Genomic DNA, 16,702 nt, shown 5'->3' with positions numbered 1-16,702 from the left:
TAATCATGGATAGAGTTCAAAAGGTTAGAGAGTATGTTAATAAAATTATTAATAATAATTCATCACAAGATTATCAAAAAGATGCCTATATCCATACTTATGGAGTTGCACAGCTTATGTCATTAATGGCTATGAAACAAGGGCTAAATACGGAACTGGCTTATATAATTGGGCTTTTGCATGACGTATATAATTACAAAACTGGAATAAGCAAATATCATTCACATAGTGGAATGGAAATGGTTCGTGTTGCTTTTAAGTATGAACTTTCAGATGTATTTTCTGAGGATGAAAAAATGACTATTCTTTCTGCAATTTTCCACCATTCAGATAAAAATCATAGTCATGATGAATATGATGAGATATTAAAAGACTCAGATGTTTTACAACGAATTTTAAATGGTGAAAATGCAGAATTCAAGAATACAATTAAGCCGCGTATTAACAGATTAGTGCAGGAGTTTTCTATCGATAATCGACACTTTATATTTAATGAAAATAAAGTTAGAGAGCATAAAAACATTGAAATAGATAAACAAAATTTGATTGCTAATATTGCAGAAAATCTTGCTGCGAAAAAGATTTGTGGAGAAAAAAGTAATGAAGATTTTATAGAAATAATTAAATATTACCCTGAGAATTCTGCATTTGATGAACTACGATGTAGTTGGTGTGCTGCTTTTGTTTATCATTGCTGTTTTGAAGCGGGAATTAAATTACCAATAAAGACTGCAAATGCTGAATATAGACTAGCAGGAGTTGGTGCATGGTATAAATGGGGAATGGAAAATGATTTTTGCTTTTATGAGAAAGATGGCTTTGTTCCGTCAAGAGGTGATGTTGTAATATATAATAATATTATTTCCCAGGATAACAAACCAAAAGACTCATCTTGGCATGACCATATAGGAATTGTGTTAGCTCTGGATAATGAGTATTTAACCGTGGCAGAGGGCAATATTAATAACGAAAATATTTCTGGAATTTTGAAAAGAAAACGTGATAATACTATTGGATGCTATTTGAGGATTCCAAATAATTATGAATATGACGGCTGGAAATATGATTATAAGACTGGAAAAATTAAATCTACCTTTTGACATTTACACATATTTTATAAAGTTATTCTAGAAGACCTATTGTGTTGAGGAGAAGTAACTCTTTTTTTATTTATAACAAATTAGAAATCATAAGGATAAATGGATATATTGGTTTCAACCCTAAACCTTCAATTATTATAAACTAAAATTAAAAATGTCTATTTATATATAGACAAAAATGAAATTATCACATAAAATATAATTAGAAAACTTTGGAATTGGAGTGGTTGAAATGAAGGGGAATGAAATTTTATGGGAGTCATCTATAGATGATATTAAAAAAGGTTATATTGAAGGTGAAGAAGAATTTACTTGTATATTTTGCAACAGTACCTTTGAAAAGGGGAAAATGTTTAAGCGGGAAGAAGATTTTTATGATGCAAAAAAAACAGCTGAAATCCATGTTAAAGAAGAGCATAACGCTTCCTTGGGTTATTTATTAAACATGAATTCAGATTTTATAGGGATATCTGAGGTTCATAGAGAGTTAATAAAGTTAATGGCTCAAGGGTTTTCAGATAAGGAGATAGCAGCAAAGCTTGGCATAGCGCAATCAACTATTAGAAACCATAGATTTAAACTAAGGGAAAAGGAAAAGCAGGCTAGATTATTTTTAGCTATAATGGAGCTTTTAAGTGATGCATCATCAAAGGGGATAAATGTTTTAGATAAGGAAGTTATATCAGATCCTCACAAAACAGCTACAACTTTAGATGATAGATATAACATTACTGATAAGGAAAGAGAAGCAACGATTAAGACATATATGGATGAAACAAATGCTTTAAAATCCTACCCAGCTAAGGAAAAGAAGAAGATTATAGTTTTAGGGGAAATAGTAAAAAACTTCTCTACAGGTAGGACTTATACTGAGAAGGAAATAAATAGAGTATTAAAAAGAATCTTTGAGGACTATGCGACTATAAGAAGGGCTTTAATTGAGTATGGTTTTATAGATAGAAGTAATGATTGCACCAAATACTGGGTTAAGGAGTAGGTGGGGTAGTATGAATGGAAAGAGATTATAAGATAAGGAAGTGAAATAATGGAGAAATTTTATGAAATTTCCGAAAAAGAAAAAGAAAATGTCTTAAGGTCATGTTTTAAATCAGGAGATAAATTAAAGCTAATAGCCTTTCCGGTAAAAAAGAAAAAACAGATAATAGTCTTGAAGGAAATTGCGAGAAAATTCAATGATTCTTATAAATACAATGAAAAAGAAATTAACGAAATTATTAAAGATATTTGTGATGACTATGTATCTATTAGAAGGCATTTGATTGAATATGGATTTCTAGAAAGAACTAATGATTGTAGTGAGTATTGGTTGAAAGAATAAGATTTTATACTATAGGATTATTGTGTAGAATTGATTTACTTCGCATACTTTCTAGATATCCTATGGGTATGAATAGAATGAGTGAAACTTTGATGGAATACCGCGTGCGGTGAAAGTCTTATGTATGGTGTTGAGAATGGGAAAGAATGCAGATAATATCCAAGGGAGTACTTACTATAATACACATTTGACAATGAATATCATATAAATATAACTTGAAAGTTATATTTATTTAGCATAAGAAAAAATGAACCGTATCACAAGTAAATGAGGTTTTTACTAAAATTAACAGTTGTAAACTAGTAAAAGAACAGTCAATTTAGTTTGAGAAATATTAGAGGTTTAATAGCTTGTCCCTATATGATACAATAACATTATTAAATGGAGGTGTATTATATGGGAGTAAGCTTAAAATTATTTACAGATAAAAAAGAATTGTTAGAATACATTAGAAGTGAAATTAATGATGAAGTAGAAAAAGTATCTAAGCAATCTATTGAAAATAAGAAGAAATCAGATAAAGTAAACAAGGAAATTGCAAAAATAAAAAATAATTTACTGAAGCAATTGAACGTTATAGTTAAAAAGGAAAAACTAGATAAAAAGCAAAATTTAGATGCACTTCTACTTTTAAATTATTGTTGTTATGTAGTAATGCTTGAAGCTAGAAATGGTGTTTGGAAGTATGATTATATGACATTTTCACGTAGAATAGGTGAACTGTGGGAACCATTTGCAAAGTTACCGTTTGAAATACCACTAAAGAATATTGAGTTAGTACAACCAAGTTCTTTTGAGAAAGTTCAAACTGGACTTATTAAAGAAGTTAATGACAATATATATTCACTAGATATAGAGGATGATAAAAAAGAAGGATTAGTTAATCAATTCAATATGATATGGTCATTTGTTGACTCAGGAAGTATTCAATTGAAGTTAGATTTACATTTTAGAGATGAAAGTGCTACTTACAATGTTGATTATAAGAGTGGTTTTAGTTCTAATGAAAAGGGAAATACTAATAGATTACTAACGGTTGGTAGCATTTTAAAAATGATAGATGATAAAAACAGACAAGTTATATTTGTAAGACAAGATGAAGAAGAAAACAATCATTACCTTCAGACGTTAAAAAACTCTGGTATATTTAAAGTGTATTGTGGAGATGAAGCTTATGATAAAATTTATGAGTTTACAGGATATAATATAAAGCAATGGATTAGAGAAAATATGAATTGGAAAAATGATATTTCCGATGAGTTTTATGAGTATTTAAAGGAAAATGATTTAATAAAGTATTTGAAATGGTAATAAAAATAATTTATAATGACTCTAATACTTAAGTATTTCTTAAGTATTAGAGTTTTTCAATTTAAGGAGGATAACAATGGAAGAAGTGTATAGGTCTTTTTATACAAAATCAGATTACATTACAGAATATATGGTTAAAATGATTGATGTAAAAGAAGGAGAAAGAATTTTAGAGCCTTCAGCTGGTGATGGAGTTTTTATTGATAAGGTATTAGAGAATAATCGAAATGCTAATATTTGTGCATATGATTTAAATCCAGAAGCAATAGAAAAACTAACGACTAAGTATTGTGATAATAAAAATATTAGAATAACAGAATCAGATACATTGATGAATGAAGAGTTGGATAGATACTCCATAGAAGGTGGAATATATGATAAAGTAATAGGAAATCCTCCATATGGTGGATGGCTAGATAAAGAGCAAAGGGAAGTACTAAAAAAGAAGTTCAATATATATTCAAAGGAAACATATTCACTATTTTTATTGAGATGTATTTCATTATTAAAAGAAGGTGGAGTTTTATCGTTTATAATTCCAGATACATACTTATTTCTTCATAGACATAAAGAGTTGAGGAAGTATCTATTATTAAATACAAAGATAAAAGAAATATTAATATTTCCATCTAAGTTTTTCCCAGGGGTTAGTTTCGGATATTCTAATATAAGTATAATAACTTTACAGAAAGCTGAAAAACAAGAAAACTTAGATAATATTATTAATATTATTACAGAGCTAAAGAGTCAAGAAGTTATAAGAGATATAACAAATGGTAAATTAGAAGATGTGAATGTAACTCAAATAAGTCAAAATGAAGTATTTAAATCCGTAGATAGTACATTTTTTATAAAAGGTGATGAAATATATAGAGATATTATTAATAACTCAGAAAATAAATTAGCTGATATAGCAGATTGTGTAACTGGAATTTATACTGGTAATAATTCAGAATTTATGAAAATTAGAGATATTACTGTAAAAAATTCAAAAGGTTATTCTAAAGTTGAGGAAAATGAAATATATGATTATGAAGATGTTAGAGGAAATATTTTAGATGGAATAGATTCAGAAGTTGCGTATTTACCTATAGTTAAAGGGGCTTCAAATATGAAATATTTGAGGTTTACAGATGATTGGTATATAGATTGGAGTAAGGATACAATTGTAAAATATAAAACAGTGAAAAAAGCTCGATTCCAAAATTCACAATTTTATTTTAAAAAGGGAATTGCTATACCAATGGTTAAATCTAGTAAGATATCAGCTACATTAATGGATAAAAGAGTATTTGACCAATCAATTGTTGGCGTTTTTCCTAAAAAAGAGAAGTATCTATATTATTTATTAGCATTATGTAATTCAAATACATTTAGAGATATTATACATACAATAAATCCTACAGCAAATAATTCAGCAAATTATCTTAAAAAAGTTCCAATAATTATACCTTCAGATAATGAATTGATGAAGGTTGAAGAAAAAGTAAAATTTATAATTAATGATTTAAATAGTAATTTTAAATTAAATGAAGAATTGCAAGAAGAGCTAAATGATTACTTTGCAACATTATATGGACTTTAAAGTATAGTTATTTCAAGTTTATAAAAATGTTAGGAGTAAATGATGAAGTTAGATAGGTCTTTGACATCGTCTGTATATGTTGTGTATGAAAATAAGGTACTATTGCATAGACATAAAAAATATAATACATTATTCCCACTAGGGGGGAAAATAAACTCTAATGAAGTTCCACATGAAACTGCACTCAGAGAGGTATATGAGGAATCCGGTCTTATGGTTGAACTTTATAGTATAGAAGATAAGTTGGAGTTAGGAAGAGTAATTCAATTGCATAATCCAATATATACATTACTTGAGAATGTAGGTCATGAAGTAGAGAATATAGATTTTATTTATTTTGCTAAATCATCATCAGATAAAGTTAATCCAGCTAAAGGGGAGAGTCAGGATTTATATTGGTTTACAGAAAATGAAATTCAAAAAAATGATGAAATTAAAATACATGTAAAGTCGATGGCTTTAGAAGCATTGAATGTTTTAAATAAATAATTAAGTATATATTATTATATTGAGAAAAGAACTTATATCTAAGTGCCTATTAGATATAAGTTCTTTTTATTATAGAATGAGGTGATTATAAATGATAAAGATATTTAATAAGGAGCAATTAGTAAATTTAAAGGTATATCCAACGGAGGTAATAAATAGTTTAATTGAACTTATACGAATATTGGATGAAAATTATGGAGAGGAAAGAGATGTTGAGAATGATTTAGGTGGATATGTAGTTATAGCAGAAAATATCGTAGATATCGAAATATTGAAGCAAGATAAATTGAAAGATTTAATACCAGAATATATTGATATCATTGAATGTAGTGAAGGAGTTAATTGGACTTCCTCACTATTTTTACTTTCAAGTGATTATGCAATAGTAGTGATAACTACAGAAGAACTTTCTAAGTTCCTATTAGAATAATTGGAGGAAGGTATGAGTAAGAAGAAAGAAAAGGAAGTAATAAAAAGTACTAAGTACTGTGACCTATTGGTTCAAGCAAGTTTAGTTGATGAAGCCTATACCTATTGTATTGAGAGAATTTATGTTAAGTCTAAGAAGACAGAGGAAATAAGATTTAGCTTATATAAAGATACAATAAAGTCTGATAATAGGTACATTCCAAGAAGTTTAGATGTTACAGAGCTAGAGTTAATAGAGCTAATAAAGAGTTCAATTAAAGGAAAAGTATTTTCAGATGGATTCATAGATATGTTGAAGCAAGAAATCAATAAAGTTTAAAAGCCTTAATTACTATTGGTGTAGTGATTAAGGCTTTTTTATATATAAGGAGTTAATAAGGGTATGAAGAGAATTTTGTGTGTAGGTGTAATTAGAAATGGAAAGTTTATAGTTAAATTTAATAATAAGGAGATAGAAATAGATGTTTAAACAAGATAGTAGATATGTAACAAGAGGAGTAAATTCTGAAATAGATATAAGATTACAACTAGCAATGTGGTCACTTATAGACATATTGAAAATGAAAGAAGGTGTAGAAGTTGATTATTTACAGGTATTTAGGTTAAAGAAGGAAGAAGATTTTATTAAGATAGAACATAGTCAAGAAGTGCCAGAGTATAGGAGTATTCATAGGATTGAAATAGATGATATAGAGCTAGTTAAAGATACTAAGATATTTGTAATTGATAGTGGGGATTACTCAACTATGTTATTACCAGAAGAATACTAATATGGAGGGTTAGAGAATGAAATTAAGCAAAGAAAAGACTTTTGATTATGATAGTAAAGAGCTTCTAGGGGTTATGAGAATTGATTTCTATGATGGAAGATTAGCTAACAAATGGAATCCAAGAGAGCTAATAATAGAACTTAATAACAATAAGAAAATAGACCTAAGTACATTACAAAAAGAGTTAAACTATATTCAATTTGAGTTGTTAAAAGACTTCAATAAAATTATAGAACTATGCAATGGTACAGGCTATGATAAAGAAACTTTAGTGTATATTAATTTAGAAATGGGTAAATATGTGATTAAGCTAATACCTGTTAAAGATAGCTATTCATATATTTACACATATATTAAGGAGGAATTTTAGATGAACCCAATATTAATATTAAAAATTATTGCAGTAGTACTTCAAATGATAGCAAGTGGATTATCAGAAGGTGAAGCAATAGCTTCTGTTTCAGCTAAATTTGGTATTCCTGAAAGTCTAATAAGAAAGTTTATGTAATTAAATTTTATAAAGGTTCACTAAATATCTTTAAGTTTAAAAGGTATTTAGTGACTTTTATAATAGGTAAACTATTGCTAAGACAATATTTTTTTTAGTAAAATATCGTCATAACCGTTATGTCGATAGTGTCGATATTTTCAAGGTGAAATAAAGTGACAAAAGATGATAGAAGAGAGGTTGAAAAGATGAAAGATAATAGTAAGAAAGTATATCCGTTAAGTGATTTAGTAGAAGAAATATATAATACTAATAAAGATTCAGGTAGTTTTGCTTCAAATTATAAAGACCTTCAAAGAATTGATAAAGTTCTTAGAGGAACTAGCGATTATGATAGAAGTAAAGGAATATTGGAAGAGAATAAAGATAAGTACGTAGAAAACTTAAAGAAAGTAATAAACAATGGTGACATAAGAAGTATTATAAACAAAATAGGAAAAGCAAAGAAATTAACAGAAGAAGAGCATGATAAATATACTAAATTCATATTAGAAAACTTATCTGATGATAGTGTAAAAGCAAAAGTTGATGAATTAGATGAGGTAGGAAAGAAAATATCTCAAATAGAATCTAAAGTAAAATACATACTGAATGTTATACCAAATTATTTTGATGTTGAATCTACAGATTTAATGAAAATTGTGTTAGATAAATATGAAGATGGAATAAATCGACTACATGCTGAGATTGAAAAGAAATGCAAAGAATTAGATGCTATTGATGATGAGAGATACAAACAAAAGCTATTAAAGACGTTCAATCAATATGGAGAGAAAAATCTAAAAATGAAAATTGATAAATAGAAGAAAAGCAAGGACAAAAAAATCTAAGATTTTATGTCTTAGCTTTTCTTTTTTTATGATGATAAACTCTTGAGTGTAGCAGGAATCAAATAAAAACCTAGGAGGAATAAATACATGATTACACAAAAACAAGAGTTAATAAAAGAAGTTACTAAAGGAATTGAGGTTTTAAGAAAAACTGATTGTCCTATAGAAGTAAGAATACTAAATACTAAAAGAGGTACAGTAAGTGGTTACTATGATGATAAAGAAAAGCTTCTAAATGATATTTTTAGATATGATGGAGTTAATAATATTTTCTTTACACTAAATGCAATATCAGAAGACTTACTTGCCAGAGCGAAAAATAGATTGATAGAGTATGCCAAGAATACAACATCTGATTCAGACATTATAAGAAGAACATTCTTACTAATAGATGTAGACCCTAAAAGACCAACAGGAGTATCTTCAACAGATGAAGAGCTAAAATCAGCAGAAGTGGTACTAGTAAAGGTAGTAAATTATTTAAGTAATGAAGGATTTCCAGAACCTATAATAGCTTGTAGTGGTAATGGATATCATGCTTTATATAAGTTAGACTTACCTAATACTAAGGAAGAAACTCAATTAATTAAAGATGTTCTTTATGCTTTAGATGATAAGTTTAGCGATGATAAAGCTCAAGTAGATAAAACTACCTTCAATCCAGCTAGAATAACTAAGGTATATGGAACTAAGGCTTGTAAAGGTGATAGTACTGAAACTAGACCACACAGAAGGTCGAAAATTATACAAGCTCCAGATAAGCTAGAAGTTGTTAATGAAGTTCTACTTAAAAAAGTAGCAGACTCTTATACGCAGAAAAATAATAATGTGAAAAAAGCAAACAATGAAAATAGTAAATCAGTTAAGAAAGGAACTGTTAAAATGGACAAGTGGTTAAGTAGTAATGGATTAGGTATTTTTAAGGTAAAAGAAGATGATGATAGAACTGTTTACGTACTTGAAACATGCCCTTGGAATTCAAGCCATACAGATAAATCGGCTTCTATAACACAATTTCATAATGGAGCTATTACTGCTAAATGTCATCATGATAGTTGTTCACATGAAAACTGGAGTACATTAAAGAAACGCTATGAGCCGAAGGCATCAGAAGAAAAGTTGGAAAATTCCGATAATTGCGAAGAAACTAAAAAGAGCTATGCAGATATGGTAATAGAACAAGCTTTAGGTTATGATGATATATTTTTTCATAACTCTGTAGAAGAAACTTATGTAGCAGTAGATAAAGGTAGGGTTTATGAAATTCATAGATTAGAAGATAAGAAGTATCAAATGTTGTTAAGAAAGAGATTTTACGAGGAGATAGGTAAAGCACTTTCTAAGGATAATATCAATCAAGCCATAGGAGTTTTAGAAGCTAAAGCTTTATACGAAGGAGCTGAATTAGAAGTTTACAAGAGATGTGCAGAAGTAGAAGGAGTTACTTATTACGACTTAGGTGATAAGGAATCTACAATAATAAAAATTGATGGAACAGGTTGGAAAGTTGATGAGGATAAGCAAATGTTGTTTATAAAGAAGAGCAACATGAGTGAACAAGTAATGCCTGTACCTTGTGATGATTTACTTGGATTACTAGGTAAGCATTATAGATTTAAGGAGTGGGAAGATACAATATTACATGCGGTAAGTTTAGTTACTAGATTTATATCTGATATTCCACATCCAATCGAAGGAATACATGGAGAAAAGGGAGCTTCTAAAACAACTACTATGAGAATGAATAGGAGTTTAATAGATCCAGCTCCAAGGGATGTAATTTCAATACCTAAAGGAATTCAAGACTTAGCAATAGTAATTTCAAATAATTATATGCCTTGTTTTGATAATTTAGATACTATTTCGGCAGAGAAGAGTGACTTGCTTTGTATTGCTTCAACAGGAGGAGGATACAGTAAAAGAAAGCTTTATAGTGATGAAGATGAAACGATAGTTAGCTTTAAAAGTCGTATTACTTTAAATGGAATTAATGTTGTTGCTACAAGAGCAGATTTATTAGATAGATGTATAGTTCTTACATTAGAAAGGATACCAGAAGATGAAAGAAAAGAAGAAAGGTTAGTGTGGAATAGTTTTAATGAAGACAAGCCTAAAATTCTAGGAGCTATTTTTACTATATTATCAGTAGCAAAGGGAATATATGAAACGGTAGAACTAACTAAACTAGGAAGAATGGCTGATTTCACTAGATGGGGTTATGCAGTAGCAGAAGCTATGAAGGTAGGAGGAGAAGTGTTCTTAAAAGCATACTTAAATAATCAAAAGAAAGCTAATCAAGAAGCAGTAGAGTCTAATCCAGTAGCAACGGCATTAATCAAATATATGAATGAAAACATAAGTTTTACTGGAACTGTAAGCAGCTTATTAACAGTTTTAAATCAAGTTGCAGAAGTAGAGCAGATAGATACAACATCTAAGCTATGGGCTAAAGAACCTAATGTGTTAAGTAGAAGACTAAATGAAATAAAATCTAACTTAGAGTTAGAGGGTATTTACTATGAGATAAGTCAAAAAAATCATGGAAGAGTGATTGAAATAGTTAAGATACCTAAAGAAAAAATAGCCTAAGTTAATATGTGACATTATCGGAGCTCATACTTCGATAATGTCGATAAATTCAAGATGAAAAGGAGTAAGAGGAGATGGAAAATTTAAATAAGATAATTAATAAGACAATAGGTTTATATATAAGAAAAGAACATACTGGAGAAAATTTTTCGATAGGATATGGAAGATTACAATGGTTAAGATATGAACTTGAAGAATATGAAGGGGGAATAGAAACATATATAGATGATACTAATGAAACTTTTAAATTAGCTAGATTATTAGAAGAAATCTTTATAGGCAATATAGATATAGTTTTAATATGGTCTATTGAAGATATTGAAGAGCATATGTTTAGACATTTAGCTTTACAATGCAAAGAAAAGAAAGTACAAATTATAAGCTTCTGTGAGTCTTATGAATGGATTAATGAGCAAGTAGAAATTATTGTAGAAGAAGCAAAATTGTTAAACAATAAGAAAGTTGGATAAGGAGAGATAAACATGACTAAAGATAAGCAAGTAAATGAGGTAATAGATTTAATTTCAGAGATGATAATTAAGTATATAACAGATAATAAAACAAGATAAGAATGAATGTAAGATAGAAAAAAAGCAAGTTGCATAAGTTTTACGGAAAATATCGAAGTATTGAAGTATCGAAATGATGATAACAACGATATTTTCCGTTATAAAAATAGAAGTTAAGTATATATTATAAATCTGATGATAAATAAATGGAGGTAATTAAAAATGATAAGTAAGAAAACATTAGTTGCAATTTATTCAAGGGTAAGTACTATTGAACAGGCAGAAGAAGGTTATAGCATAGATGAACAAGAGAGGTTACTAAAAGAATGGTGTGAAAAGATGGGATATGAAGTCTATAAGTGTTATGCCGACAGAGGTATAAGTGGGAAAGATATTAAAAACAGACCATCCTTAAAAGAACTACTTAGTGAAGCAGAGGAAAAGAAATTTGATATGGTTTTATCTTGGAAGATTAATCGTATTAGTAGAAAACTTGAAGATGTATTACAGATAGTGAATCTTTTAGAGAATAATAATATTTCATTTAAATCATATTCAGAACCATTTGAGACTAATACTCCAGCAGGAAAAATGCAGTTTCAGATGATGGCATTAATTGGAGAGTTTGAGAGAGGTACTATAGCTCAAAACGTAAAAATGGGGATGTGTGCTAAAGCTAGAGCTGGTGAATGGTGTGGTGGGCGAGTGTTAGGATATGATTTAGTTCAGCTTGAAAAGCAACCAGGAGCTAAAAGAACTAAAACTAAACTTGTTATAAATGAAAAGGAAGCAGAATCAGTAAGATTTATCTTTAATGAATATGGCAATGGAAAAGGATATAAAGCTATAACTAATCAGTTAAACAAGATAGGGTATAAAACTAAATTAGGAAACAACTTTTCTGTAGGTTCAATAAGAGAAATTATAACTAACCCTGTATATATAGGAAAGGTTAGATATAATGTTAGACAGAATTGGTCAGAAAAAAGAAGAAGAAATATAAATGCTAATCCTATAATAACAGATGGAATTCATGAAGCTATAATTGATGAAAAACTATGGGATAAGGTACAAGCTATATTAAGTTCTAAGCAAGGTAAACCAGCAAGAGTTCATGATGGAGAATTTCCTCTAACTGGAATATTGAAATGTCCTAAGTGTGGAGCTGGTATGGTTATTTCAAGAACTACTAACAAGTTAGCAGATGGAACTAAAAAAAGAATAGCTTACTATGCTTGTGGTAACTGGAAGAATAAAGGTACAGCAGTATGCAACAGTAATTCAATTAGAGTTGATAAGGCTAATGAGTATGTATTCAATAAGCTATCAGAACTTTTAACTAATGAAAAGCTGGTTAAGTCTATTGTAAGAAATGTTAACAATGAAAGAGTTAGAAAGGTAAATCCAGCAAAGAAGGATTTAGTAAAGATAGATAATGAACTTGAAAAGCTAGATAAGAAAAGAGCTAAACTATTTGAAGCCTATGAAGATGAGATAATAACTAAGGAGGAATTCAGAGAAAGAAAAGATGAGCTAACTAAAAGAGTTAAGGCTTTAGAGGAAGAGAAAGCTCCTTTATTAGTAACTCTTTCAGATGATGCTAATGAGGAATTACCATATGAAATGATTAAAAGTGTACTAGAGAACTTTAGTAAGGTCTTAACTGAAAGTTCAACTAGAGAGCAACAGAAAAAATTATTACATATGATAATATCTGAGATAACAGTTAATGAACTAAGAGAAATTGATTCAATAAAGATTAATTTAGATGATAATTTAATAAACTATCTAAGTAATGAAGAAGGTGTATCTATTAAAGGTACGCCTTCTTCTTTTATGTTAAGAAATGTTGGTATAAGTACTTTAAATTTAGATATTGCAATATAAAATAAATAAAAACTCTTAACTATTACTTTATTATGTTATTAAAAAATGTAATTCAATTTGTTATAATAGAAAATATAGGAATAAATACTAGAGAATATGGTGGATATTATGGAAAAAAGAATAGCTAACGTAAAGAATAAAGAGTTGAATTATATAGATAAAAAAGATTTAGAGAAGATAAAAGATATATTTGCAAAACCAATAGCTGATATAGTAAAAGTTGCAAAAGAGAATAATAAAGAAGTTGAGCCAATTCTAAAAGCTATTATTCCAGAAGAATTTATAGAAGAATTAAAAAATGGTAACTTTAAATTAATGGAGAGTAAGGCTGGAGAAATATTACCTAATATTGTAGATGGTAAAAATAAGATAGTAAAACAAGTTAGATTAGAGGAAATAAAAGAAAAATTAGACGACAAAAGAGTAGATAAATTAGGAGAGTACGCAACAGAACAAAAGCTAGATGCTATCAAAGAACAATTAGAGTGTATTATGTGCGTAGTAGAAGATATTGAAAAAGGTCAAAGAAATGATAGATATGGTAAAGTTGATGGAGCTATAAGAACTATAAAACAATCTTTCAATGAAACTGATTTAGATAGAAAAAATAGACTGCAAGATGGTGCACAAATAGAAATAAATGAAGCTATAGAATCAATAAATAAAGAAATTAAGGATGGATTAAACTTTTTTAAGGAATGGGAAGAGAGAAATTTTTTACAAAAAAATATTGGAAGTGTTAAATTTTCTTCATGGAATATAAATAGAAAGTTTAATAAGCTATGTGAAGACTATCTATATTTAAACCGTGCAAAGACATCTTTAATGGAATTGAAATTAAGTCAAGGTATGGATAAGTATAAGGTTGATTTAATGATACAGGATTTAAATGAAGTAGATATTCAGTTAAAAGAAAGAAAAATTGCAAATTGGTTAGATTTTAAAAGTAGTAATTACGAGTGGCAATATAGATTGCTGGATAAACCTAAATATAAGAATGAGTTAATAATAGAGTATAACATGAAGGATTTTATAGGAGAAGGAGAAGATGATTATGGGAAATAATTGTAAGGTAAAAGGATGTAACAACGAAGCATTGAATGGAGGGAAGTACTGTAACCATCATCAATCCCAAAAGGAGAGTAGAAATAGAGCTATTGGAAAAGGTGTTATGACGGTAGTGGGAGTTGTAGCAACCGTAGTTTATAAAAAATTTTTAAATGGGTCAGATAAGAGTTAAAATAAACCTCACTTCAATACGATACGGAGAACCGTACCATAAATAAATGAGGTTCTTACTGAAATTGAATTATTGAATACAGAGAGGTTAACGGTATATCTCATTTACTATAAACCATCAACAATGCAAGAATGTGTTGTTGATGGTTTATTGTGTTTAAAAAAGTAATCAAGTTTAATAAAATTACAAAAATGAAATGTTATTGTAAGGTTAAACAATACTTCATTTTTTATAGTTGTATTATAATCTTAGATAGGATTTAGAAAAAATATTTAATTTTATAAGAGGTGAAATAGATGAAAAAAAACAAATTGATTTTAGGTGTTATCATAAGTGGAGTAATTTTAGTAGGAGGAAAATTTTCATATGATAATTTTATAAAAGATGACAGTTTTACACATACGTTAACTTATATTTCAATTCAAGGCAATGAAAAAGAAAAAAATCAGATTAATGAGATAAATAGAGTAATTAAATCAAATGAATGTAAATATGAAGAAATAGACTTTAATATGCTTAAAGTTGATGAAGAAAACAATGTAGTTATTAAAGAATCAGAATATAATAAACTAGCTAAGAAGAAAGGTTTTAAGGAAGTAGATTTAAATGATAATGATACAATGATTATACCAAGATATGATGGTTTGAAAAATACTAGCTATATTAAAGAGTTAAAGGAAGTTAAGGAGTATAGTATAGATGATTTAAAACTTAATGCTGTTGGAGTAACAAAAAACAAGATACTTGTTGAGGGGATGTTTAAAAATCAATTAATAATAGATGATAGTGTATATAATAAATTATTAGAAGATATAGAAAATAAGTCTATTTTGATAAAGGGATTTGATATAGAAGATACTAAAAAGTCTAAACTTGTTAGTAAAGAACTTAAGTCGGATAAGTTATTCGAAAAAGTAAAAAATGAACAGTCTTATTTTATATTAAGTGAATATTAGAAAGAGATAGAAGAAGGAGGATATTTAATATGAAAAAAATAATTTTAATAATGAGTACAATTATTATATTTGCAACAATAGCAATGGGATGTTCAAGTAATAATAAAAAGACAGAGGAAGAATTAATTAATAGAGCAAATGCTTCAATTGAAGAGAAACATGAAGTTGAAATAAATAAAGATAATTATACATATAGCTTAGGAGAGGTAGTTAGTGAAAATGAATTTGTTAATATACAAGAAGGTCAAATTCCTGAAGAGGTATTTTTAAGAGCTGTAAATAAAGAAAAGCCATCTAGAGGGGAAGTATTTAGTTATTCTATTAAATTTAATACGGAAACAGATGAAATTATATCTAGTGAATGTGAAGTATATTAAACTAGACTAGACTAGATTAAAATATAAATTATTTTATTGATTTTTTACAAGGGGTGATTATATGAAGTATTTAAGTTCATTTTCATTAAAGATAATGGCAATTATAACAATGACATTAGACCATATTCTATATTTTATTGGAGCCAAAGGTGGCGTTGAGATACCAATATGGTTTGGGTATTTAGGAAGGCTTGCAGCACCAATATTTTTCTTTTTAATAATTGAAGGATTTTTTCATACAAAAAGTAGGAAAAAGTATCTTTTAAGGCTTGCCATGTTTAGTGGGTTAATGATACCTATTGATATAATGTTAGGAATATCAAATAATATCTTTTTATCATTAACTGTAGCTGTACTAATAATGTTGATGTTAGAAAATATAAAGAATAAGAAAAAGACAGCATTATCAGTAGTTGCTTTAATAATATTTACACTTGCAGCCTTTGTTACAGAAGCATCTTTATATGGGGTTGGAATGACATATATATTCTACTTCTTTAGGGAAAGAAAGGTCCTTATGGCTAGTACATATACTCTATTTAGTTTATTTCCAGTAATAACATCTATAGGTTCATCAGATATCTATGATAAATTATTTTTATTCGATTACCAATGGATGATGATATTCGCACTACCTTTAATTTTAATGTACAATGGGAAATTAGGATTAAAAAATACATTTACTAAATGGATTTTTTATGTATACTATCCTTTACATTTAACAGTATTAGCATTATTATCTACAGTGGTTTAATGGATAGATAAAATAAGTAAAATATAATA

Annotated in this window: 20 protein-coding genes; all 20 read left to right on the top strand. The window is 28.1% G+C overall.

Translation table 11 applies throughout. The features are described 5' to 3' along the window. The first annotated feature begins 5 nt into the window (after nt 1–5). The 20 genes from RSA29_RS03575 (at nt 6) to RSA29_RS03480 (ending at nt 16,673) form a co-directional block, all read left to right on the top strand. Nucleotides 6–1,100 (top strand): HD domain-containing protein, encoded by a 1,095-nt coding sequence (locus RSA29_RS03575; protein ID WP_346942245.1) that lies wholly within the window; start codon nt 6–8, stop codon nt 1,098–1,100. Nucleotides 1,101–1,332: 232 nt separating this feature from the next. Further along, on the top strand, nt 1,333–2,097 hold the full coding sequence (locus RSA29_RS03570; protein ID WP_346942244.1) for a DUF2087 domain-containing protein: 765 nt from the start codon (nt 1,333–1,335) through the stop codon (nt 2,095–2,097). A 48-nt stretch (nt 2,098–2,145) separates the two neighbouring features. Next, a complete protein-coding gene (locus tag RSA29_RS03565) occupies nt 2,146–2,439 on the top strand; it encodes a DUF2087 domain-containing protein (RefSeq protein ID WP_346942243.1) in 294 nt (97 codons plus the stop codon). Nucleotides 2,440–2,835: 396 nt separating this feature from the next. After that, nucleotides 2,836–3,750, top strand: coding sequence for a hypothetical protein (locus RSA29_RS03560; RefSeq protein ID WP_346942242.1), 915 nt, complete (start codon nt 2,836–2,838; stop codon nt 3,748–3,750). Nucleotides 3,751–3,826: 76 nt separating this feature from the next. Next, nucleotides 3,827–5,335: an N-6 DNA methylase gene (locus tag RSA29_RS03555; protein ID WP_346942241.1), complete on the top strand. Its 1,509-nt coding sequence runs from the start codon at nt 3,827–3,829 to the stop codon at nt 5,333–5,335. A 42-nt stretch (nt 5,336–5,377) separates the two neighbouring features. Next, nucleotides 5,378–5,824: an NUDIX domain-containing protein gene (locus RSA29_RS03550; protein WP_346942240.1), complete on the top strand. Its 447-nt coding sequence runs from the start codon at nt 5,378–5,380 to the stop codon at nt 5,822–5,824. A 91-nt stretch (nt 5,825–5,915) separates the two neighbouring features. Further along, nucleotides 5,916–6,254, top strand: a complete 339-nt coding sequence (locus RSA29_RS03545) for a hypothetical protein (protein WP_346942239.1) — start codon at nt 5,916–5,918, stop codon at nt 6,252–6,254. A gap of 12 nt (nt 6,255–6,266) precedes the next feature. After that, entirely contained in the window at nt 6,267–6,572 is a 306-nt protein-coding gene (locus tag RSA29_RS03540; RefSeq protein WP_346942238.1) for a hypothetical protein, read from the top strand. Nucleotides 6,573–6,714: 142 nt separating this feature from the next. Further along, nucleotides 6,715–7,023, top strand: a complete 309-nt coding sequence (locus RSA29_RS03535) for a DUF960 family protein (protein ID WP_346942237.1) — start codon at nt 6,715–6,717, stop codon at nt 7,021–7,023. Nucleotides 7,024–7,039: 16 nt separating this feature from the next. Next, entirely contained in the window at nt 7,040–7,393 is a 354-nt protein-coding gene (locus RSA29_RS03530) for a hypothetical protein (RefSeq protein ID WP_346942236.1), read from the top strand. Next, on the top strand, nt 7,394–7,531 hold the full coding sequence (locus RSA29_RS03525) for a hypothetical protein (protein WP_346942235.1): 138 nt from the start codon (nt 7,394–7,396) through the stop codon (nt 7,529–7,531). A 155-nt stretch (nt 7,532–7,686) separates the two neighbouring features. After that, complete coding sequence (locus RSA29_RS03520; RefSeq protein ID WP_346942234.1) at nt 7,687–8,334, top strand: hypothetical protein; 648 nt, start codon at nt 7,687–7,689, stop codon at nt 8,332–8,334. Nucleotides 8,335–8,448: 114 nt separating this feature from the next. After that, the gene (locus RSA29_RS03515; RefSeq protein WP_346942233.1) at nt 8,449–10,950 is read left to right on the top strand and encodes a hypothetical protein; all 2,502 of its coding nucleotides are present in this window, start codon (nt 8,449–8,451) and stop codon (nt 10,948–10,950) included. 74 nt (nt 10,951–11,024) lie between these two features. Further along, nucleotides 11,025–11,420 carry a hypothetical protein gene (locus tag RSA29_RS03510; protein ID WP_346942232.1) on the top strand — a complete coding sequence of 132 codons (396 nt, stop codon included), beginning with the start codon at nt 11,025–11,027 and terminating at the stop codon, nt 11,418–11,420. A 261-nt stretch (nt 11,421–11,681) separates the two neighbouring features. Further along, on the top strand, nt 11,682–13,346 hold the full coding sequence (locus RSA29_RS03505) for a recombinase family protein (protein ID WP_346942231.1): 1,665 nt from the start codon (nt 11,682–11,684) through the stop codon (nt 13,344–13,346). Between the two features lie 108 nt (nt 13,347–13,454). Beyond that, on the top strand, nt 13,455–14,411 hold the full coding sequence (locus RSA29_RS03500) for a hypothetical protein (protein WP_346942230.1): 957 nt from the start codon (nt 13,455–13,457) through the stop codon (nt 14,409–14,411). Beyond that, the gene (locus tag RSA29_RS03495) at nt 14,401–14,586 is read left to right on the top strand and encodes a hypothetical protein (RefSeq protein WP_346942229.1); all 186 of its coding nucleotides are present in this window, start codon (nt 14,401–14,403) and stop codon (nt 14,584–14,586) included. Before RSA29_RS03500 ends, RSA29_RS03495 begins: the two co-directional genes overlap by 11 nt. 296 nt (nt 14,587–14,882) lie before the next feature. Continuing rightward, nucleotides 14,883–15,542, top strand: coding sequence for a hypothetical protein (locus tag RSA29_RS03490; protein WP_346942228.1), 660 nt, complete (start codon nt 14,883–14,885; stop codon nt 15,540–15,542). 29 nt (nt 15,543–15,571) lie between these two features. Next, nucleotides 15,572–15,919: a hypothetical protein gene (locus RSA29_RS03485; protein WP_346942227.1), complete on the top strand. Its 348-nt coding sequence runs from the start codon at nt 15,572–15,574 to the stop codon at nt 15,917–15,919. 61 nt (nt 15,920–15,980) lie between these two features. After that, a complete protein-coding gene (locus RSA29_RS03480; RefSeq protein ID WP_346942226.1) occupies nt 15,981–16,673 on the top strand; it encodes a TraX family protein in 693 nt (230 codons plus the stop codon). The last annotated feature ends 29 nt before the right edge of the window (nt 16,674–16,702 follow it).

Source organism: Clostridium sp. (assembly GCF_036660475.1).
Lineage (GTDB): Bacteria > Bacillota > Clostridia > Clostridiales > Clostridiaceae > Clostridium_J.
This window is presented reverse-complemented; position numbering and strand designations above follow the sequence as displayed.